This window comes from Flavobacterium saliperosum, from assembly GCF_900100625.1.
Lineage (GTDB): Bacteria > Bacteroidota > Bacteroidia > Flavobacteriales > Flavobacteriaceae > Flavobacterium > Flavobacterium saliperosum.
Window position 1 is genome coordinate 334768 of record NZ_FMTY01000002.1, and the last position, 20902, is coordinate 355669.

Below are 20902 nucleotides of genomic sequence, written 5' to 3' on the forward strand. Positions count from 1 at the left end.
GCAAGAAGCAAGAAGCAAGAGGCAAGAAGCAAGAGGCAAGAAGCAAGAAACAAGAAGCAAGAGGCAAGAGGCAAGAAGTAAGAAGTAAGAAGCAAGAAACAAGATTGCAGATGTACAAAGCAGATAGATTGAGAATACAACTTAAGGCTTAAACATAATAAATAACCAATACTATACTAATTATGAAATTTAACAGAAGAGCAAGTGCCAACTGGAAAGGCAGTGGTATGGAGGGAAAAGGGACCCTTACCACACAGAGTACCGTTTTAAGCAACACGCAATATTCGTTTAAGTCGCGGTTTGAAGAGGGGGTGGGCACTAACCCCGAGGAACTGATTGCAGCTGCCCATTCGGGTTGTTTTGCGATGAAACTGAGCTTTTTGCTTGGTGATGCGGGTTTTACACCGGAGGATTTGAGTGTAGAAGCCAAGGTTACTTTTGAAGACGGGATGATTACGGAAAGTCATCTTGATTTAAAGGCGAAAGTGCCGGGTATTACGGATGAGGTGTTTCAGAAAATTGCGGCGGAAGCCAAAGCAACGTGTCCGATTTCACAATCATTGAAAGCTTCAATCAGTTTGACTGCTGCCTTGGTGTAGTAGCACCTTACAATAAAAAACCGGAAGTGCATGTACTGCGCTTCCGGTTTTTTTAATTTATGGGATTAGTGTTTTTTACCATTCCCGCCATGATTATTCTTTTTGCCCTGATTTCCATGATTGCCTTGCTTATTTTGTTTGGCACCATATGTTTTTTGGACCCCGTTTTTATATCCTTTGTGATATTTCACTTTATGGTTTTTGAAATGGGCGTAAGGACTTTTACCACGATAGTCATTCAACACCACTTTATAACCACCATACAAATCGTAGTTTCTGTAGGCTCTCGGCAAGTATTTTGTGCGCACCCAGGTTCCCCTGTTGTAATAAATAAATTGCCTTGCGGGAACATCGTAGTAGGTTTCAATATCGGGTAAGTAATAGTAGTTTACCCCGGTGTGACCCGCCGGACCCCAAGAAGGCGGTTCTCCGACATTCACATTTAAAGAAACCTGAGCCTGCATGGAAGAACCGAATACCAAAAGCATGAATCCTATTGCAATTGAAAATATTGTTTTCATAGTTGTAAAATTTAATTTGTGTATTGTGCAACTTGTGCGGTTTGTAATTTTTGTCAATCTGCTGCTATTCAATTTTATAATAGATCTTCTTTTCAAATAAGTAATTAAAAAAGGCATTTATACTTTCTTTAAAAATAAAGACCTATGAAATCAAAGGTCTTTATTGAAAATAATCAATCAAAATCGAACTTTCTTTTAAGCTGTTTTTTCAGATTTTTTGCGACGGTAAAATCTGTTTTTTAGCTTATGTAAATTTGGGAATTCTTTTGTAAATGGGTGTTACAGAACTTTTGAAATAAGTTATATAATTTCAATTTTTTAGTGGTTCCTGTTATTGCGAGCCTGCGAAGTAATCTCTTCTTTAATTATGAGATTGCTTCGTCGTCCCGATAGCTATCGGGACTCCTCGCAATGACGGTGTGTGTGGATTGTTATTGCGGACACCTTCTAAAGGAAGGAATTACAAAAACAATCCTTGCATCAACAGCCTGAGAATACGCAACGATACAGAAAAAGAAACTACCTTTGTGGTTATTCCCACAACACTACATTAGCATTAACTATCATGTCTGAAAACAAATACCTCTACTGTCTCGAATCCGTTAAAGATGTGGAAGCGGCAATGGGAAGTGCCATACTTGCTTCCATGGAATCGTTGGCGAAACAGTACCGTATCACTAACGTGTATAAAACCTGTGACTGTATAGAGGGTTTCGAAGAGAGTATCAGTACGTTATTGTATGAAGACCGTCATTTCAAGGATTATGCCGTTATTTATCTGGCCTTTGAAGGAAGAAACAATGAATTGAAAATTGGTGACTTCTATTATAGTTTTGAAGAAATAGCCGAATTTTTTGAAGGCAAGCTGAAAGGGAAACTCATTCACTTTGCCAACACCCTGCAACTGGATTTGGAGGAAGAAACGTTTCAGTACTTTTTAGATGTTACGGGAGCCAAAGCGGTTTCCGGTTATGTGAATGCCGCTCCGGTTTTGAGTACGGTATTGGACAACTTTTATTTCTATTTGAGTCAGGAATACGACGACGTGGTGGAATTAACGGAAACCTTGTTTGAAAAGCAACCCGCTTTGTGCACCGGTATGGGTTTCAGGATGTATTATTGAGAATGTGGATTGAAGAGGGTAATGGTTTAGTGCGAAAGAATCGATAACAATATTGCCGCGAATAATGTTCCGGTTATATTCGTAGGTATACCTATGAAAATTGATGTTGTAAATCGGAATAACGCTATCATTTTTTATTTTAGTATGGGAAGTTTTGGATATTGAATTTGTTTCTATAACTTAGTTGACTTTCAAAATCTTGTTAGAGGATTATTATAACATTATGTTTTTGTAAAATCTTTTTTCCCGAATGTAAAGCCGTTTTCTGAAAATAAATAGAAACAAGTTTTTTTGTAAAAAATGCCACGAATTATGCCTACTTCTTTAAGAGCGAGTTTATATTACCTTCTTGTAAACAAAATTCATCTTTTGCTACTTTTATTTTCCAGTGTAGTCTTTGCTCAAAAAACGGCTACCATAGATGGTATCAATAAACAATTCGACCAGGCAAATGTTTATGTGCATACAGGCAATCCTGAAAAAGCAATTCCCATATTAGATAAAATAAACAAAGACTGTAAACGCATAGGGTACAAGCTCGGTATAACCAGAGTAGGGCACACTTTAGCCATTATTTATTTCAATAGTTCCGATTATAATAAAGTGATTACTCTTGATGAGGAGTTCCTGAAAATAGGCAATGAAATTAAAGATTATGAAAAGCTGTCTCATATTCACCGGCTTAAAGGATGTGCTTACTCTGAATTAGGTCTTTTGAACAAAAGCAGCGAAGAACTGGAACAGGCGTTGCAGTATGCTAAAAAAATTAAACCGGGCAACAACAGGCATCATGCGATAAGTGTGATTTACAGTAACCGGTCAAATCATTTTATGAAAAGCGCTGTGGCTCAGGATTCTGTTTTTTCCAATATCAACAAAAGCATCGCCGAAGCGGAAAAAATATCCGAAACCGACAATTCGTATATTTCCAAAAAATACAGTCTGATTTCCTATTCCTATATCATTCTGGCTAACGAATATTCCAAATCCGGCAATCAGCAATTAGCGGGCGAGTATTACCAGAAATCCCTTGAAATACACAATGCAAAACCGGTACCTTTGGTAGAGCGCGTGGTGTTGTTAAGCGAATTAGGTTATTTTTATAACGACCAAAAAGAATATGATAAAGCGGTAAAATATGCAGAAATGGGGGTTGCCTTAGAGAAAAAAGCCAGTTTTCCGCAATTACGAAGGGATCTTTTTGAAACGTTATCCAAATCCTATCTGGAATTGCATAAAACGGAAGACTCTAAAAAATACCTCGGTTTGTTTACGGCATTAAATGACAGTATTTCCAATATTGATAAGAAAGCCGTGGATACCGCTTTAAGCAGTACGATTTCCAAACAGGAAAAGCTATATCTGGACAGTACCAGTAAACAGACTGTAATGTATACTTTGTCGAGTTTGGCCTTAATTGTTTTTGGAACTTCCTTTTTCCTGTACTATAAAAAGCAAAAACAAAACCAGATAAAGAAAATCGAAACCATATTAGAACAGTTAGAAGCCAAACAACGTGATTCCCAAGAGGTTTTGTTTACAGAGCATAAAATTGCTGAAACAGACGATAAGGAAGAAGAAAACATGCTTATGTCTGTTGAGGCAGAAGAAAAATTATTGGAAAAGCTTCATAATTTTGAAAATAAGAAGCTTTACCTTGAAAGGAAAGTTTCTTTATCTTATGTGGCTGCAGAAATAGAGAGCAATACCAAGTACCTGTCGTACATTATCAAGAAACACAAAGGGAAAGACTTTAACAAATACATCAATGATTTAAGAATTGCTTATATCGTTCAGAAGATAAACGATGACCCTGTTTACCGACAATACAAAATAAATTTCCTTGCTGAAGAAACCGGCTTTTCCTCGCATTCCAAATTTGCAACGGTATTCAAAAATACAGTTGGCGTTTCTCCATCCGAGTTCATTAAGTATTTTGAAAAGAAGTAACAGTTGTCGGCAATCTGAAAAGTAAACCACTGCATTACTGAATTTAAAAATCAATTAATCGATCTACTGCTTTTCTTTTAATTTTTTCCTTAAAGCATGTAAGCTATCGTAGCGTAGCTGAAAAATGGTTATTTGGAAAATTAAATTTACCTGTTTTAGGTACTACCCTCCATCGCCAATCCTTTTTTAGAACACTTTTCAAACACTACTGAAGCGGTAGTGTTGTTTTGTAATTAATTGATTTACAGTTATTCGTAAATAACAGTATTTCTAAATTACGGAAAACAGATACACAAACACTTTTTTCACCATAGTAATTTTTGTTTTTTGCATCAAATTAGTCAGCCAAGGATTTAGCTTGAATTGTATGTCTTTAACCTGGCTAAATAGTTAACAAAAATCATAAAGATGAAAAAAATAGTACTACTTGTTTTTTTAACGGTATCTCCTGTAGCATTTTCTCAGGTAGGTGTTGGAACAACCACTCCCAGAGCAGCTTTAGAAGTCACTTCGGCAACAAACGGTTTTTTAACACCTCAAATTGCTTTAAGTGCGACTACTGTAAGTGCTCCGGTAGTAAACCCTTTAGGTGGCGCCTTGTTGGCAGGAACGATAGTGTATAATACGGCAACGGTTAATGATGTTGCCCCCGGTTACTATTACTGGAACGGCACTGCTTGGGAAAGAATGGCTGCGGGTGCGGCATCAACACCACACAATACCTTAGATAAAGCCTATGATGAAGGAGGCGCAGGTGCAGGCCGTGTTATTAGTGCTGACGCAGGAGCCGTAACTATTACTAATACTAATGCAACAAGTTCGGGACTTTTAATTAATAATAATTCTACTGCAGCGGGTATTTCAGGACAACGAACCAATGTGGTTAACAACAACACCATTGGTATTGTCGCCAATGTTACTGCTGACGGAGTGGGTGTTATGATAGATCATAACGATACCAATAATGTATATTCCGGTTTGCAGGTAACGAATTACTCCACTGTGGGTTCGGGAATTCTTTCTACCACTAATGCTGCCGGTACTGCCATTACTGTTGAAGCAAGCGCAACCTCGGTAGCCCCCAACGCTATGAAAGTCACCAATTTCAGAACAACGGGAGGCGCCGCCATAGATGCTATTGGAGCTATAGGAATTCGCAGTACCAGTCAAACAGCTGCCGGTTCTGCCTTTGCGGGTTATTTGAATGCAACCCAAGGAACCGCAGCACAATTTAACGGAGCAGGTTTAACAGCCTTAACAGCAACCAATGTTTTTGCAGGAAATCACCGATACGGAATAATAACGCAAGGTAATCCCGTGGGAACGTATTCCAGCTTTCCTTCAGCAAGTGGTGCCGCCTATATCGGATATGCAAGTAGTTATAATATTTGGACCGGTTTTGCCTTAGTTACCGGTGGAACGTATTATGATACCTACAAAACCTCACAACCTAAAGCCGAAGATAAGGTGATGTTAAATGTCGTAGGTCCCGGAATAAACGCAACGACTATTGAAAGCAATAACAAGACTATTGTAATGCCGGCGGTATCGGCACCGGAAAGTTTGTTTCAGGATTATGGCACCGGAAAATTGGTAAATGGTCGCGCTACCATTACAATCAATCCGATTTTGAGTGAGAATATTTTAGTGGATAAAGAGCATCCTTTAAAAGTATTCGTTCAATTGGAAGGTGATTGTAACGGTGTTTATGTTACCAATAAATCGGCAACAGGTTTTGAAGTGGTGGAGTTGGCGAATGGTACTTCCGATATTGAGTTTTCTTATTCCATTATCGCAAGCAGGGCTCCTAAAAATTTTACAGCTAAGAACGGAAGTATTCATGAATTTAATGCTCCTAAACGATTTATGATTATCGACGCTAAAGGTGCCGAATTACAGCTGTTACAAGAGAATGATGCGCAAATGCATGATATGAAAAAGTTAGACGCAAAATAATAAATATGTATAACATCTAAAACCTGTAAAAGAATGATTAAAAAAATTACGCAACTATTAAAATCACATCACTTATGCTTTGCTGTCATCCTACTGGCAAGCGGTATAAGTTTTGCACAAACAGCTTCTAAAAATCCCATTTATGATGATAAGGGAAATGAAGTAATTGCAAAGAGAGACCTGTTTGCCAAACATTTTCTAAACGAAGACGGGTCTTACACAGCGGCTATTGCTTCTGGGCCAATCCATTATCAAAAGGAAGGTGTTTTCTCAAACATAGAAAACACTATCCGCCCTTTTTCCTCCACAATCTACTCATACGCCAATAAAGAAAACCTAATGGAGTCTTATTTTGGGACTACAGCACATAAAGGCGTAAAAAACAAAACCAAAGAAGGCGAAGTATTGGAATTCCTTAACACTACGATGTACTGGGAAGTTGCCGGTTTAAAAGTGAACGAACAGCAAAGTGCCAATGTTCCGGTAACTACAGTCGATGATAAAGCGTATTATAACAATTTGTACGGTGCCATTAACGCGGAGTTTGTTGTGTTAAACGGAAAACGCAAATTAAACTACATCATTCCAAGTGCCGATGCGCTTGTTAATGCACCAGCCAATGCAACCTATTTGGTTTTCACCGAAAAAGTAATCCTTCCAGCTAACTGGTCGTATGCAAATACCGAAGATGGGGTAGTGGTAAGCAATGAAAAGCAAGAAAGAATCTACCTTTACAGCAACCCGTATTCCTTTGATGGTAGAGGAAAAAAATTGCGTAGCAATAACACTATAATGACTGTAGAAGCCCAAGACAATGTTTTAACGATTGCTACAAAAGTTAAAACAAGCTGGCTTTTGAGTACAAACAGGATTTTCCCGGTAACAGTAGATCCAACGGTAACGGTATATCCTGACATGTCAAATTACAATACGGGTTCTGTTTACTCTTCCGATTACTATAAACTTACTGCAGATATCGGTTTTGGAAGAGATGCTGATAATGGAGGTATGCAAGATTTCCTTAGAGGTTGGGCTAAATTTAATACCGCATCGGTACCAGAAGATGCTATCGTTTCCAACGGCGTAACGATTAACTACTATGTATATTATGCCTCTCCGGATTACAGTCCGGCCTATGGTCATGAATTGGTTTTCTCACAACTTACGTTAGACCCTGTTACGGCTAGCGGAAGCGCCTTATACAATGCTATTGAGCAGTATGGTTATGGGCCTTTTGTTACCACAGCCATTAATTCTGTAGGATGGAAGGCACATACGCTAACTTCGGCTGCAGTACAAACGGACATTAGTAACGGCTTAGTAAATAATTATTTCTCTATTGGATTCATGCCTCAAGGGGATTTTTATCCGGAAGAGTACATTGCCGTGGATGGTTGGGATTTTGACAAACCTTACTTAACCTTCACATACACCCAACCGGTAATGGGAACTGAGAGTTTTGACAAGTTGGTTAGCATGTATCCTAATCCTGCTGAAAATATTCTGACTGTTGCTTCAGATTACCAAATTGAAAGTATTACAATTTATTCCCTTGTTGGTCAGTTAATCCATACTAAAACAAATAGTAATACGATTGATGTTTCATCATTAACCAAAGGTGTTTATATGGCAACAATCAAATTAGACAACGGACAAACAATTACTAAAAAAATTATCAAAAAATAGAACGAAATTTATTTGGTGTTATTTATAAGCCTTGCCTTAAAACGCAAGGCTTTTTTATATGGATGTAGTTTCAGGATGTGTTAACGTGAGTTGCGAATCTGTATTAAAAAAGAAAATGAAGTTAGTTGATAGTGCGACTATTTTAATCTCCTTTTTTCTTCAGACACCGTCCTCTGGGTTCATCACCCTCATGAAGCACAATTTCGGAATGTAAAAACTCGGCAGCAGCAGCTGAATCTTTCACTTTGACGGCACTGCGCTCTACCATTTCCGTTTCAAACTCGGTTAATACACTTTCCCTCACTCCGGCTTTTCTCCAGTGTGATGAAGATTTACATCCTCTTGTGATTCCCCGAGCGAGTGAGAGTGCATCGAGCAACGCCTGGTTTGCTCCCTGTCCTTTAAACGGACTCATTGGGTGCGCCGCATCGCCAATCAGCGTCACTGCCCCCTTTTTTTCCAGCAATTCCGACTTAAGTACTTCCCGATCATACACAGGATAACCGGAAATCTGAGCTTCCAGGGTTGCCATTACAATCTGAGGAACGGGATTGTGCCATTGGGTTCTGCGAGACGCTTCTTCTTTGAGTGCCTGAGGTCCCTTATCACTTAACGCTTTAGCTTCATTTTCCGGCATGGGGAAACTAAGTTGCCACATTACGGAGTCGGACGTATAAGGCATCATATACATCCGGTCATTACCGTTGGCGGTTTGAAAGACAGTGGCCGAGTCCAGTAACGGACTATCAATATCTTCGAGAGCACTCAACGGACAAATACCCAATATCACAATGCAGCCCAAGTAACGTAAAGGGGTAACTTCCTCACCAATCAGTAATCTCCGCACCGAACTGCGAATACCATCGGCGCCGACCACAAGATCTGCTTTAGCGCTTTTAATTTTTCCGTTTACCTGAAAGTTTAACGTAATGCCATCCTCCTCACATTCCTTAAAATCCACTAACTGGTGTCCCCACTGTACCACATCGTTTCCGCCAAGCTGCTTCAGTAACGCTAAGCGCAACGATTGCCGTGCGATATGTATGTTGCTACGTTTTGGAGTCGTTATCCTATCGGAGGGCATCCACTTTCTGGTTCCCCATTCACCGATAACTTTTCCTTCTATGGTATGAACCAGATGTCTTGTTGAAATCACGCCTTCTTCTAATGCGAAAATGCCCAATCCTTCAATCGCTTTACTGGCTTGCTGCAAAGTGAGTCCGTAGCCCTGAGACCGGGCATTGAAGTTGTCATCGCGCTCATAAAGGGTAAAGGGAATCCCGCGGTGCAAACAAGCCACAGCCAGTGCCACGCCACCAATACCGGCACCAATAATTGCAACGTGCGGATAGTTTTCTGTATCTGGTTTCGGAGGAACGGCAGAAGCAACTAACCCGGATCCGGAACAGTTCGGGCAGGAGTATAAGGGAGCTTTAGGACGAACCGGTGCTACTCCTTCGCCATTCGTTTTTTCAAATTGCTCTAATGCTATCTGGTAGAGGTGTCGCACTTTCTTGCTGAGCCTTCGACTTTTTTTACCGCGTCCCTGACATTCCGGACAGATAATCCAGTTTACTCCTTCATTTTCCTCTTTTTTCACTTCCTTCTTTTACTTGATTTTAAGTTTCCTCAAAATTATAACGGTTTAACAGATTTTTTTCCGATACAGATTTCCCCCTCTATTTATAAGAGTGTAAGAGGGTAGAGGTGTACGTGGGATGTTAAAATACTATTTTCAGTGTTCTGAATTTTTTTTTCAAATTTACGTTTTTTAGGCTTCCCGGAAAACTTCTTTTTGAAATAGTCTATGCTTTCGTTACTGTCTTTTCAAGAATTATGAGGATACTCGATACACCATTTTAAATAAACGGAACCAACCATTTTTTTAAGAGGATTCATGTTAATATGGCATATTAATTCAATACTTTTGGGGACATAAATTTAACCGTAACCAAAATGAAAAAAATTTTTGCCCTTTTCTTTGTTTTAAATCTTATCACTTCATGCAGCAGTGATGGCGACAATGGTACTAGTGACGATACTTCCCAAGGGAGAGAAGTTCCTAGACCCAGGTCGTACACTACTTACACTTCACAGAACGCTGTAACCCTAAATGGTTTTATAGATAATACCAATAATTATTATCAAGGGCCCGGTACCTATAAAGTAGGATTTGTCTTTAGAACCGAAAGTATGAATAATACTAATGGTGAACAAATTATTATGGTAGATGAAAATGTGGAGTATGAACCTTACAGAAGATATTTCAGTACTACTATCAGTTCATTAGAACCAAATACTAAATATTTCTATACTTGTTTTACAAAAAATGGTATTTATGAGGAGAATGATTGGGAAGAATTTACAACATCTGAAATACCTTGTACCTATACACAAAACAACTATGTTAGTATTTCGGGAGTATGGGATACTGTTTCTCCTGAAATTAGTGATCCAATGTGTTGTGATGAAGGGAATTTTGGTATCACATTTGGAAGTTGGCCAAATATCTATGAAATCAACTTTAACGAATTAAACAATGGATATCCAAATACGGGACAGTATTTTGGTGTTGACTATCGTTTTGATATAACAGATTATAATAAAGAAGTTGTAAAATCTTCTAACCAGGTGTTAATTGAAGGCAACTCTACGCCGAATACGAAATTATTCACTATTAATGACGGGACAACATTGACAGTTATTTTTTGCAATACCGTTTTAAGAAATGGAACTGTTTTAAATGGGAAGGTTTCTGTAGCCCTACCTTAATTTAGATGACACACTATTTTAAAAGCTGATTAATTTTAATCAGCTTTTTTTATTTGATCGAATGAGGAGATTTTGATTCTGTAATTCTTATGGGTGTTCGTTTCACCTTTTGGGTTTAAAAGATTTACAGCAGATGCAAACAACTGAAGCGATTTTGAGAAATGATGAATAAGTAAATAATCACAATCACTTATAAATCAAATGGTAAAAATCACAGAAAACTAAAGGTGAGTTTTTTTATTTCCCGATACAGAAATTGGCAAAAATGTTCCCCAGCAATTCGTCATTGGTAACCTGACCCGTAATCTCCCCGAAATAATACAACGCCTGACGGATATCGATGGCCATTAAATCGGAAGATATACCGCTCTGTAATCCCCATTGCACTTTCTGGATTTCTTCTAAGGCTTTTAAGAGTGAGTCGTAATGGCGCGTATTGGTAACGATGGTTTCGTTGTTGCGTAAGGCTCCGGTATTTACAAACGAAAGCAGTTGGTGCTTCAGTTCGTCAATGCCTAGTTTTTCTTTGGCACTCAGTAAAAGGATGTCGGGTATCAGGGCTTTCAGTTCGGTACGTTCGGTTTCGTTCAGTTTGTCGGCTTTATTCCCGATAATAACCAAAGGTTTTAAAGGGAATTGGTTTTTAATCTTCTGGATTTCCGTTTGCAGCGGTCCGCCCAATGTTTTATATTCCGAACTGTCGAACAGATAAACCACTACCTGTGCCTGTTCCATTTTTTCAAAGGTTTTTTTGATACCGATGCTTTCCACCACGTCTACCGTTTCACGGATACCGGCCGTATCAATGAATCGGAAACCGATACCGTCAATCACCAACTCGTCTTCAATGGTATCTCTGGTTGTACCGGCAATGTCGGATACAATGGCGCGTTCTTCGTTTAATAAAGCATTCAAAAGTGTTGATTTACCAACGTTTGGTTCGCCTACAATGGCTACCGGAATACCGTTTTTAATCACATTACCCACGGCAAAGGAGTCAATCAGACGTTTTAATACAAACTCAATGCGGTTTAATAACTCGTGGAATTGGGTACGGTCGGCAAATTCTACATCTTCTTCTGCAAAATCCAGTTCCAGTTCTATGAGGGAGGCGAAGTTTAAAAGCTCTTCGCGCAGTTTGGCAATCTCGTTACTGAATCCGCCGCGCATCTGCTGCATCGCAATCTGATGGCTGGCTTCGTTATCGGAAGCAATCAAATCGGCCACGGCTTCGGCCTGCGATAAGTCCATTTTACCGTTCAAAAAGGAGCGAAGGGTAAATTCCCCGGCTTGTGCCATTCGGCATCCTTTACGCAGCAGTAATTGGATAATCTGTTGTTGGATATACGTTGAACCGTGGCAGGAAATCTCTACGGTAGGCTCCCCGGTATAGGAATTCGTTCCTTTAAAAAGGGATACCAGTACCTGATCGATAACTTTGCTGTTATCCACGATATGTCCCAAATGCAGGGTATGGGTTTTCTGTTTGGTAATGTCTTTTCCTGAAACCGACTGGAACACCTGTGCGGCTATGGCAATGGCTTCTTTACCCGAAATACGGATAACCGCAATCGCACCTGCTCCTGAGGGTGTTGCTAACGCTACAATGGTATCGTGTGAAATCATTTTTTTTGTTACGAAGTTACAAAGTTATAAAGTGGCAAAGGTACAAAGTTTTTTGGTTTTGGGTTGTTGAGTTAGTAGTTGATGGTGATTGAGAACCGAGTAAGAAACTAAGCTATCAAGAAACTTAAGAAGGGTGAGAAACGAAGTGTTAAACCTTACATACCTGATTTTTTTGCAGATGGTCTAAAAGACTTGCTTATACTACTTCATGTACGGTTCTTTTGGTAACTTTATGTGAGTAACTGAAAATCAATTGTCATGAAGAAGATTCTTTTTCCTACCGATTTTTCCGAAATAGCCAATAATGCTTTTGTATATGCATTAAAATTAGCCAGAGTTTATGATGCTGAAGTTGTCGTACTGCACCTGTTTGAGTTGCCGAATCTGACATATACACAGCTACCGGATAATCTATTGGAAATTTACAACAGTGTGGAGATTGATCAGTTTGAAAACTTTAAGGATTACGTGCCTTACCTTCGTGAGTTGGCAGAAAAACACAATCTGGGTGCCGTAAAGATGAGTCATGTTTTAAAACACGGAAATTTAACGGATGCCATGAAGGAGGTGATTCAACAGGAACATATTGATTTTGTGGTTATGGGAACAAAAGGGGCTACGGGCAGGCTGGAGGTTTTCTTGGGAACGAATACTTCCGGTGTAATTACTGATTTGCCGGCTATGGTACTTGCAGTTCCGGATGGAGCTCAGTATGCAGATATTAAAAGTATTGGTTTTGCCACTACATTTAGTGACAGGGACAGTATCGCTTTGATGAAAGTGGTCAATTTTGCCACCATGTTTGGCGCTAAAGTGAAATGCATTACGGTGATAAACGATACGTTAAGTATAGCGCCTTCTGAAGTGGAGCGTTGGAAAAAAGATTTCAAAAAAGAGCCTGTGGATTTTTTTCTGATTCCGAATGACGATGTGAAAGAAACCATACTGGATTTTATAAGAGGACAACATATAGATGTTTTTGCGATGCCTGCTCATAAGCGTAATTTCTTTAAAACGCTTTTCACACGCAGTTTAACACAAAGGCTCTCTTTTCATACGGATACTCCTATTTTGTCCATCAATGTATAACAAGACAAGTACGTTTTTTTTAATCATTGATGAATGATTTCTTTTTAACTCAGGTTAAATAATTGTAAAACTGATTATTATCAGATTTTATTTGCGGGAATTTCAGTAACTTTAAGTAAGAATTTTAAAATCAACCGATTATGAAAAAGCTGCTTTTCCCTACCGATTTTTCCGAAACGGCCAACAATGCGTTTGTGTATGCTTTGGAAATGGCAAAATCCATAAATGCTGAAGTTATAGTGCTTCACGTGTATGATTTGCCTACAATTTCATTTGGTGAAGTGCCGGTCACTTTGGTTGAAATTTACGATTCCATTGAACTCAATAATTTTGAGAACTTTAAAGACCAGATTCCGCATCTCAGAAAGATTGCCGAAAAACACCAATTGGGCGATGTAAAAATGAGTCACGTGCTCCGTCACGGGGATTTGGTACGCATTATGAAAGACATGTGCCATGAAGATCACATTGACATGATCGTAATGGGTACGAATGGTGCATCCGGTTTGCAGGAAATGTTTTTGGGTTCCAACACCGGTAATGCGATAGTAAATATACCGGTAACTCTTTTAAGCGTGCCCATTCAGGCCAAGTTTAAGCGAATAAAATACATTGGATTTACCACTACGTTCAACGATCAGGACAGAATTGCGCTGCATAGGGTTATTGCCATTGCAAAAAAATTACACGCTACCGTAAAATGTCTGGCGGTGAAAACGCATAGTTTCAAGGTTACCCAAGAAGGGATTGAATACTGGAAATCAGAGTTTAAGAACGAGCCAGTAGAGTTCTTCCTGATTCCGCACGACGATGTGAAAGAAACCATTCTGGATTTTGTGGAGCATCAGGATATTGATATTCTGGCTATGATAACCCAAAAACGAAACTTCTTTGAGGAATTGTTTACACACAGTTTAACTCAGAAATTGGCGTACCATATCGAAACACCTTTGTTGGCTTTTCATGAGAGTAAGTAGTTGGCAGAAGGCAGAAGGCAGAAGGCAGAAGGCAGAAGGCAGAAGGCAGAAGGCAGAAGGGAAGTATTAAGGTACAATCAAAAAATCTAAAAGATCTAACGCTCTAAAAGGTCTAAGAAGTCTAACACTCTAAAATGTCTAAATAGTCTAAGTAGTAAAAATAAAAAACCGCAATTCCCCATAACAGGATTGCGGTTCTTTGGTATAAAAGGGTTGGTTATAGCGCTTTTGAATTTAGAAATATGAAATTAGAATTTAGAGTTTTGAATTTCTACCCTCTGATTTCTGAATTCTAAATTAGTTATTCAGCATTACCGGCATTACCAGCATGGTAACGGTTTCGCCTTCGTCTAATCCGTCAACTGGAGTAAGGATTCCGGCACGGTTTGGCAACGACATTTCCAATTGGATTTCGTCTGATTGCAAGTTGGTCAACATCTCGGTTAAGAAACGGGAGTTGAAACCAATCTGCATGTCATCACCTTGGTAATCACATGTCAAACGTTCTTCCGCTTTGTTGGAGTAGTCGATATCTTCTGCAGAAATGTTCAATTCGGCTCCGGCGATTTTCAAACGGATTTGGTGTGTGGTTTTGTTAGCAAAAATAGCCACACGACGTACAGAACTTAAGAACTGCGATCTGTCCATCACTAATTTATTCGGGTTTTCTTTCGGAATTACCGCTTCGTAGTTCGGATATTTTCCGTCGATTAAACGACAAGTTAATGTATAATTGTCAAAAGAGAAAGTTGCATTGGAATCGTTGTATTCGATTTTCACTTCCGCATCCGATGTTCCCAAGATTCCTTTTAAAATGTTTAAAGGTTTCTTTGGCATAATGAAATCGGCTGCCTGTGATGCTTTTACATCCGTACGCGCATATTTCACTAATTTATGAGCATCTGTTGCCACAAAAATCAAACCTTCTGTAGAGAACTGAAAGAATACACCCGACATTACCGGACGTAAATCGTCGTTTCCGGCTGCAAAAATCGTTTTGCTGATGGCCGTTGCCAATACTTCGGCAGGTACCAATGTAGAAGACGGTTCTTCTAAAACCACTGCTTTAGGGAATTCCTCACCCGGTGCGTATGCCAAGGCATATTTACCCGAATTGGAGCTGATTTCAATCGTATTATTGTCTTCAACAGTAAAGGTTAACGGTTGTTCCGGGAAAGTTTTAAGGATTTCCAATACTAATTTTGCAGGAACCGCTACACTTCCCTTACTGGTAGAATCAATTTCCAAAGTAGATGACATGGTAGTCTCTAAATCGGAAGCCGAAACACGTAATTGGTTGTTATCTAATTCAAATAAGAAATTATCTAAAATAGGCAGGGTGTTACTGCTGTTGATAACACTTCCTAAAACCTGTAATTGTTTTAACAAATAGGAACTGGATACTATAAACTTCATCTTCTTTCTTTTTTAGGGTTGTAAAATTTTATTTTCATTTTACAATTCACAAATATATTCTAATATAGTCAACTTAAAAATATTTTTTATTAACAACTACCGTGCATATTTTCGTTTTCGTAAGAACGTGAAAAGGAATCCGAAAACAGCCAGTACAACTATTGGTAATCCGACAGTTAGGATTTGCGTGAAAGTATAATTCTCGTGTACTTTTTCTTTGTCCAATAACGGTAAATCGACATCCTTGCTTCGAATGTTAATAAGTCCGTTGTCATCCAACAGATAATTCACGCAATTCAGTAAAAATTCCTTGTTTCCGAAGAGATTGTTCGTCCATTTGTCGTAACCTAATTCCAACGGCTGATACGCCTGATCCAATTGGTTTTTAATGATATCCCCGTCGGAAATGATAATCATTTTGTTATTGCTGCCCTGTGCCTTGTATTTGGCATCTTTAAACGGAAGTACGCGGTTTTCATACATCGAATGGAATTTTCCTTCCAATAAAACTGCCATTGGCAACAAACCGCCACTCAGGTAGTCTTTCGGATTCGTTTCTTCGGTAACCATATCAAGGCTCACTTCCGTTGGTACTCCGATGGCTTTGGAATACTGCGACGATTCCATTAAAACGGTTTTCTTAATATCGTTTTTCAGCAACTCAATCGGATTGGCGAATTCGAATTTCACCCCTTCAATGTTTTTTACAATCGGGTGTTGGGATTGCGGATACACAAACGGGGCAAATCGCCAAGGGTATTGTTGGTACTCGGTTTTGCTTCCCGGTTCGCCTGTTGCGAGTTTTATTGGTGTTGCCTGTTCGTCTTTAATCAGCATCGGATTGATACGGATACCGTATTTGAAGAACATATCGGTAAGGTTCAATTCTTTAGGATAAGCTAAAATGGAACCGGATTCATTATACAAACTGTCCATTTCGGCCTGAACATCGTCTACCAGCCAAAGTGTTTTTCCACCGTTGATGATGAACTGATCCAATACTTCTTTTTCTTCTTCGGTAAAACGTTTGGAAGGTTTTGCAATAATCGCCAAATCGTATTTTTTCAAGGCTTCCAAAGAACGCTGCGGACTTTTAGCCACAGAATCCATGGTAAACGGACCGATGTAATAGCTTTCGCGTACAGATTTAAGGAAATCGGCAATCTGAATGTCGTGTAATTCACCGATGCCTTTGATTACGGCAATTTTCTTTTCCTTCGCTTTGGTGATTTTATTGAAAGCGTCTGCCAGAGCATATTCCAGATGTTGAACGGAACTCACCACTTTTTCTTCCGTGGAAGCGCCCATCATGTTTTTCAGCAATTGTACTTTCGTACTTTTATCGTTGTAGGTGGCAATCGCCCACGGGAAAACGACTTCCTGCGATTGTTTTCCTTTATCGTCAACCGTGATGCTTACCGGAGTCAAACCGCGTTGGTACAGCATTTTCATATTCGCCTCACGCTCTTCTTCTTTTTCCAACGGATTTACGAACTGGAAAATGATATTGGAATTGTAGGCTTTGAATTCTTCTAAGGTCTGACGGGTTTCGCTTTGCAGACGTTTGAATTCTGCCGGAAACTGTCCTTCCAAAAATACATCAATGTACAGCGGACTGTCGATTTGTTTGATGATATTTAAAGACGATTCCGATAAGGTATACCGTTTGTCGGCCGTTAAGTCGAAACGCTTGAAAAAGTAATTTCCGAAAACATTTATAGCAATTAAGCCGGCGATGAGTAATCCTAGTTGCTTTAATCCTTGTTTTTTTGCTTCTTTCATCATTACCATTTCAAAGATTTAAGTTGATAAACCGTTCCCGCTAAAAAAGCGATGGTAACGCTAACGAAATACAAAATGTCACGGGTATCCAATACGCCACGACTCATGCTTTTAAAGTGATAATCGAAACCGAAGCTGGAAAATAATCCGCCGAAATCCCCCATAAAAGAAGCCAATCCTTCAAATCCGAAGTAGAAGAAGAAGCAAAGGAAAACAGCAACTATAAAAGCCACTATCTGATTGTCGGAAAGGGTAGAAGTGAAGATGCCGATAGCGGAATACGCCGCAATTAAAAACAGCAATCCGAAATACGAACCCATCGTGCTTCCCATATCCAAATTCCCGGTCGGACTACCCAAATCGGAAATCACGAATACATAGATTAAGGTTGGAATGATGGCGATAACGATTAATAAGAAAGCCCCGAAGAATTTTCCGTTTACAATTTCCCAGGTGCTTAGCGGTTTGGTCAGCATCAGTTCGATGGTTCCCTGTTTTTTCTCGTCGGAGAAACTACGCATGGTTACGGCAGGAATCAGGAAAATTAAAATCCAGGGTGCTAAAGTGAAAAACGGACTCAAATCGGCAAATCCGCTTTTTAAAATATTGAATTCTCCTTCAAAAACCCAAAGGAACAGTCCGTTGAGCAAAAGAAAAATAGCGATAACCAAATACCCGATCGGCGAACCGAAAAACGATTTGATTTCTCTTAATAATAATGCTTTCATATTTAATTTGTTTTGCCACGAAGGCACAAAGATTCTAAGCTTTCAAAAATAATCAAAACCTGTAAATTATCGTTTGTTTTGTGTTCTGCTTTTAAATATTTTGCCGCAGATTCACAGATTAAAAATTAATATTTAAAAATAATCTGCGAATCTGCGGTTATTTTTCAATTTTGATAATTAAAAAAACATCTTGTGTAAAAGTATTTTAATGTAAGCTGTGTAATTTATCCACGCTCCAAGCCTCTGGTTTATCATTAAATAACTTTTTGGTGAATGTCCAAACATCATAAAACAATTCCGAATTCCGGTAATTTTCCAAATCCTGTTCGGTTTCCCAATAACTGTAAGTGAAAAAGATACACGGATTGTTTTTATCCTGATACAATTCAAGAAAACGGTTTCCGGGCGCATTTCGTATTTTCTCTTTCATTTGTTCGAAATTCTCCAGAAAAGCCGGAATATTTTCTTCGTGAAAACTCAGTTTTACAATGCGTACAAACATACTATTTTTTTGTTATTTGTTGATTTGGTTATTTGGTTATTTGTATTGAATGGTTACCGTATCCCTAAACTTTAGACCCAGTAAGGAAGTAGCAGAACCCACCGTAGACGGATTACTTTTATAGATGGCAATTTCCAGAAAGCCCGCTTCGTTAAAAAGCGCCAGTCGTTCGCCTTCATAATCTTTCAGTGTAAAGCGTTCGGAGATTTTAAAATCGGAATAACTTTTATGGATGCTTTTGATGGTTTTGGTGCCGAATTTTACTTCGAATGGGCGTCCTTTTCCGGTTTCCTGAATCAGTTTTCGGGAAATATTGGTTACACAGTTTCCAAAATGATCAATATATACCACCGAACCTTTTATGGAATTGTTATCGGATGCCACGACTGCCTGAAGTTCATTGATTTCCTTAATCGCCGTAATCTCTTTCCCAATTACGCTCATCGCACCGCCTTTGGACAGATGACAGGCTACTTTAACGAATACGTCCATATCGGAAGCGCCTTCCGGTAATCTATCGTGAATGTTGATTTCGACAATCTTCTGCGGTACAATTTTTTGGGTGAGGATACTCAGAATCCCGTTATCGGCACAAATGAAAAAATGATCGTTCCATTGCATGGCGATGTGTTTGTTCTCGGTTGTACGTTCGGAATCCACCCCAATTAAGTGTACGGAACCTTTTGGAAAACTGCCGTAAGCCGCGTTAATAGTGTAACTTGCTTCGGAAATGTTAAATAAATCTACATCGTGGGAAATATCAATAATCTGTGCCTGAGGGTGTTCTGTAATTATCTTACCTTTTAATGCGCCAACAAAGTGGTCTTTCAGGCCAAAATCGGTAGTTAGCGTAATTATTGACATCATTTTGTTTATAACTATTACAGAAAGTTTTTCGAAAATTCACTAGATTTGAGATAATGCAAAGCTAACTTATTTTTTTAATTAAATCTTGCTGCTTTTGAACGAAAGAACCATCGAATTGACAGACATCACTCCGAAAGAATTTTGGGGTGCTCAAGATTCTCATCTTGAAGTAATTAAAAAATTATACCCGAAATTAAAAATCGTAGCCCGGGGCACGCTGGTGAAAGCCTACGGAGAAAAGGAAATTTTGGACGAGTTTGAAGTACGCTTTAATCGATTGATTACCCATTTTACACGTTACAATTCCATTGACGATAATGTGATTGAGCGGATTGTGCAAACCAACAGTCAGGACGAACACCGCATGGCGGATCATGACAAGATTTTGGTACACGGAATCGGAGGGAAGTTAATTAAGGCCATGACGCCCAATCAACAGAAACTGGTTGATTATGTGCATAAAAACGACATGGTATTTGCCGTAGGACCGGCGGGAACAGGAAAAACCTATACCGGAGTAGCCTTGGCGGTGAAAGCTTTAAAAGAGAAACAGGTAAAACGAATCATTTTAACGCGTCCGGCTGTAGAAGCGGGCGAGAATTTAGGGTTCCTTCCCGGAGACATGAAGGAGAAACTGGATCCGTACATGCAACCGTTATACGATGCGTTGCGCGATATGCTGCCACCGCAAACACTGGAAGATTATATTCTGAAAGGAATTATTCAGATTGCGCCCCTGGCATTCATGCGCGGACGAACATTGGACAACGCTTTCGTAATTCTGGATGAAGCACAAAACACGACCCATTCGCAGATGAAAATGTTTTTAACGCGTATGGGAAAAAATGCCAAATTCATCATTACCGGCGACCCGGGTCAGGTGGATTTACCGCGCCGAACGATTTCGGGACTGAAAGAAGCGATTTTGGTTTTAAAGGACATCGAAGGCATCGGAATCATTTATCTGGATGATAAAGACATCGTACGTCATAGATTGGTGAAAAAGGTTATTGATGCGTATAAGAGTATTGAAAACCACGATTAATTATTGTTTAATACAAAAGAACAGCCCTTGTGAATTTTTACAAGGGCTGTTCTTTTTATAAAATTAAGTTGTTTTTTGCTGAGTAATGCGGATTCTTAATTTAGGTCATTTTAGGGTAAATGTATCGATTTAGGACTTTTGGTTTAGGTTGTGGTTTTTGATTGGTTTTGTTCGGGAAATTTGTGATGTAATTATTCCAGAAAGTGTTACAAGAGTGTTTAAAATGATTTGTAATTAAGCTATCCATGCAAAATATTAACACA

General features: G+C 39.1%; 17 protein-coding genes. 9 read left to right on the plus strand and 8 right to left on the minus strand.

Annotated elements, in window-relative coordinates; genetic code table 11:
• Nucleotides 1-182 precede the first annotated feature (182 nt).
• On the plus strand, nt 183-599 hold the full coding sequence (locus BLQ05_RS04945) for an OsmC family protein (protein WP_023576598.1): 417 nt from the start codon (nt 183-185) through the stop codon (nt 597-599).
• 65 nt (nt 600-664) lie between these two features.
• Here the strand turns inward: BLQ05_RS04945 and BLQ05_RS04950 are convergent, their stop codons facing one another.
• Nucleotides 665-1120: a hypothetical protein gene (locus BLQ05_RS04950; protein ID WP_023576599.1), complete on the minus strand. Its 456-nt coding sequence runs from the start codon at nt 1118-1120 to the stop codon at nt 665-667.
• A 475-nt stretch (nt 1121-1595) separates the two neighbouring features.
• Here BLQ05_RS04950 and BLQ05_RS04955 point away from each other — a divergent pair, with 475 nt between their 5' ends.
• The 4 genes from BLQ05_RS04955 to BLQ05_RS04970 all read left to right on the plus strand — a co-directional run bounded on the left by BLQ05_RS04955 (nt 1596) and on the right by BLQ05_RS04970 (nt 7835).
• A complete protein-coding gene (locus tag BLQ05_RS04955; protein ID WP_316929301.1) occupies nt 1596-2243 on the plus strand; it encodes a DUF6642 family protein in 648 nt (215 codons plus the stop codon).
• 300 nt (nt 2244-2543) lie between these two features.
• Nucleotides 2544-4193 carry a helix-turn-helix domain-containing protein gene (locus tag BLQ05_RS04960; protein WP_081711853.1) on the plus strand — a complete coding sequence of 550 codons (1650 nt, stop codon included), beginning with the start codon at nt 2544-2546 and terminating at the stop codon, nt 4191-4193.
• Between the two features lie 408 nt (nt 4194-4601).
• Nucleotides 4602-6149 carry an autotransporter outer membrane beta-barrel domain-containing protein gene (locus BLQ05_RS04965; RefSeq protein ID WP_023576602.1) on the plus strand — a complete coding sequence of 516 codons (1548 nt, stop codon included), beginning with the start codon at nt 4602-4604 and terminating at the stop codon, nt 6147-6149.
• A gap of 33 nt (nt 6150-6182) precedes the next feature.
• Complete coding sequence (locus tag BLQ05_RS04970) at nt 6183-7835, plus strand: T9SS type A sorting domain-containing protein (protein WP_023576603.1); 1653 nt, start codon at nt 6183-6185, stop codon at nt 7833-7835.
• A 142-nt stretch (nt 7836-7977) separates the two neighbouring features.
• On the opposite strand, the gene BLQ05_RS04975 is transcribed toward BLQ05_RS04970, so the two are convergent.
• Nucleotides 7978-9435 carry an FAD-dependent oxidoreductase gene (locus BLQ05_RS04975; RefSeq protein WP_023576604.1) on the minus strand — a complete coding sequence of 486 codons (1458 nt, stop codon included), beginning with the start codon at nt 9433-9435 and terminating at the stop codon, nt 7978-7980.
• 356 nt (nt 9436-9791) lie between these two features.
• Here BLQ05_RS04975 and BLQ05_RS04980 point away from each other — a divergent pair, with 356 nt between their 5' ends.
• Complete coding sequence (locus tag BLQ05_RS04980; RefSeq protein WP_023576605.1) at nt 9792-10607, plus strand: hypothetical protein; 816 nt, start codon at nt 9792-9794, stop codon at nt 10605-10607.
• Between the two features lie 237 nt (nt 10608-10844).
• Here BLQ05_RS04980 and mnmE read toward each other — a convergent pair whose 3' ends face one another.
• The gene (mnmE, locus tag BLQ05_RS04985; RefSeq protein ID WP_023576606.1) at nt 10845-12233 is read right to left on the minus strand and encodes a tRNA uridine-5-carboxymethylaminomethyl(34) synthesis GTPase MnmE; all 1389 of its coding nucleotides are present in this window, start codon (nt 12231-12233) and stop codon (nt 10845-10847) included.
• Between the two features lie 258 nt (nt 12234-12491).
• On the opposite strand from mnmE, the gene BLQ05_RS04990 reads away from it, so the two are divergent.
• Together BLQ05_RS04990 and BLQ05_RS04995 are read left to right on the plus strand one after the other, a co-directional pair.
• On the plus strand, nt 12492-13322 hold the full coding sequence (locus BLQ05_RS04990; protein ID WP_023576607.1) for a universal stress protein: 831 nt from the start codon (nt 12492-12494) through the stop codon (nt 13320-13322).
• 140 nt (nt 13323-13462) lie between these two features.
• Nucleotides 13463-14299 (plus strand): universal stress protein, encoded by an 837-nt coding sequence (locus BLQ05_RS04995; RefSeq protein WP_023576608.1) that lies wholly within the window; start codon nt 13463-13465, stop codon nt 14297-14299.
• 297 nt (nt 14300-14596) lie between these two features.
• Here the strand turns inward: BLQ05_RS04995 and dnaN are convergent, their stop codons facing one another.
• The 5 genes from dnaN to BLQ05_RS05020 all read right to left on the minus strand — a co-directional run bounded on the left by dnaN (nt 14597) and on the right by BLQ05_RS05020 (nt 19591).
• Nucleotides 14597-15715, minus strand: coding sequence for a DNA polymerase III subunit beta (dnaN, locus tag BLQ05_RS05000; protein WP_023576609.1), 1119 nt, complete (start codon nt 15713-15715; stop codon nt 14597-14599).
• A 96-nt stretch (nt 15716-15811) separates the two neighbouring features.
• Nucleotides 15812-17497 (minus strand): gliding motility-associated ABC transporter substrate-binding protein GldG, encoded by a 1686-nt coding sequence (gldG, locus tag BLQ05_RS05005; RefSeq protein ID WP_023576610.1) that lies wholly within the window; start codon nt 17495-17497, stop codon nt 15812-15814.
• A 2-nt stretch (nt 17498-17499) separates the two neighbouring features.
• The gene (gldF, locus tag BLQ05_RS05010; protein WP_023576611.1) at nt 17500-18225 is read right to left on the minus strand and encodes a gliding motility-associated ABC transporter permease subunit GldF; all 726 of its coding nucleotides are present in this window, start codon (nt 18223-18225) and stop codon (nt 17500-17502) included.
• Nucleotides 18226-18430: 205 nt separating this feature from the next.
• Nucleotides 18431-18727: a putative quinol monooxygenase gene (locus BLQ05_RS05015; protein ID WP_023576612.1), complete on the minus strand. Its 297-nt coding sequence runs from the start codon at nt 18725-18727 to the stop codon at nt 18431-18433.
• 36 nt (nt 18728-18763) lie between these two features.
• On the minus strand, nt 18764-19591 hold the full coding sequence (locus BLQ05_RS05020) for an SAM hydrolase/SAM-dependent halogenase family protein (RefSeq protein WP_023576613.1): 828 nt from the start codon (nt 19589-19591) through the stop codon (nt 18764-18766).
• 97 nt (nt 19592-19688) lie between these two features.
• Between BLQ05_RS05020 and BLQ05_RS05025 the strand changes: the two genes are divergently transcribed.
• A complete protein-coding gene (locus BLQ05_RS05025) occupies nt 19689-20639 on the plus strand; it encodes a PhoH family protein (RefSeq protein WP_023576614.1) in 951 nt (316 codons plus the stop codon).
• The last annotated feature ends 263 nt before the right edge of the window (nt 20640-20902 follow it).

Coding starts and splice junctions, on each gene's coding strand:
- BLQ05_RS04960 (WP_081711853.1), top strand. CDS start 2,544: ATGCCACGAATTATGCCTACTTCTTTAAGAGCGAGTTTATATTACCTT.
- BLQ05_RS04995 (WP_023576608.1), top strand. CDS start 13,463: ATGAAAAAGCTGCTTTTCCCTACCGATTTTTCCGAAACGGCCAACAAT.
- gldG (WP_023576610.1), bottom strand. CDS start 17,497: ATGAAAGAAGCAAAAAAACAAGGATTAAAGCAACTAGGATTACTCATC.
- dnaN (WP_023576609.1), bottom strand. CDS start 15,715: ATGAAGTTTATAGTATCCAGTTCCTATTTGTTAAAACAATTACAGGTT.
- gldF (WP_023576611.1), bottom strand. CDS start 18,225: ATGAAAGCATTATTATTAAGAGAAATCAAATCGTTTTTCGGTTCGCCG.
- BLQ05_RS04945 (WP_023576598.1), top strand. CDS start 183: ATGAAATTTAACAGAAGAGCAAGTGCCAACTGGAAAGGCAGTGGTATG.
- mnmE (WP_023576606.1), bottom strand. CDS start 12,233: ATGATTTCACACGATACCATTGTAGCGTTAGCAACACCCTCAGGAGCA.
- BLQ05_RS04965 (WP_023576602.1), top strand. CDS start 4,602: ATGAAAAAAATAGTACTACTTGTTTTTTTAACGGTATCTCCTGTAGCA.
- BLQ05_RS05015 (WP_023576612.1), bottom strand. CDS start 18,727: ATGTTTGTACGCATTGTAAAACTGAGTTTTCACGAAGAAAATATTCCG.
- BLQ05_RS04980 (WP_023576605.1), top strand. CDS start 9,792: ATGAAAAAAATTTTTGCCCTTTTCTTTGTTTTAAATCTTATCACTTCA.
- BLQ05_RS04970 (WP_023576603.1), top strand. CDS start 6,183: ATGATTAAAAAAATTACGCAACTATTAAAATCACATCACTTATGCTTT.
- BLQ05_RS05020 (WP_023576613.1), bottom strand. CDS start 19,591: ATGTCAATAATTACGCTAACTACCGATTTTGGCCTGAAAGACCACTTT.
- BLQ05_RS04950 (WP_023576599.1), bottom strand. CDS start 1,120: ATGAAAACAATATTTTCAATTGCAATAGGATTCATGCTTTTGGTATTC.
- BLQ05_RS04990 (WP_023576607.1), top strand. CDS start 12,492: ATGAAGAAGATTCTTTTTCCTACCGATTTTTCCGAAATAGCCAATAAT.